This window comes from Bradyrhizobium sp. Leo114 (assembly GCF_055229415.2).
Window position 1 is genome coordinate 1 of record NZ_JBUYEN020000296.1, and the last position, 224, is coordinate 224.

Annotated in this window: 1 protein-coding gene; it reads left to right on the forward strand. The window is 61.2% G+C overall.

Annotation, left to right across the window (positions count from 1 at the left end):
- On the forward strand, nt 1-224 hold a 224-nt coding region (locus ACZIRK_RS45795), incomplete at both ends, for a transposase (RefSeq protein WP_474419926.1).

Below are 224 nucleotides of genomic sequence, written 5' to 3' on the forward strand. Positions count from 1 at the left end.
CATTCTCAAAACCAAGGATGGCTTCATCCAAGGCTATAACGCGCAGGCGGCCGTCGACGGCAAAGCGCAGATCATCGTTGCACACGCCCTGACGCCGAGCACGAGCGACCATGGCCAGTTGGTGCCGCTGGTCGATGGCATCCAAGCCAATCTCGGCCGCAAACCGGAACAAGCTTCCGCCGACAGCGGCTATCTGAGCGAGGTCAACCTCGCGAGCCTCGATC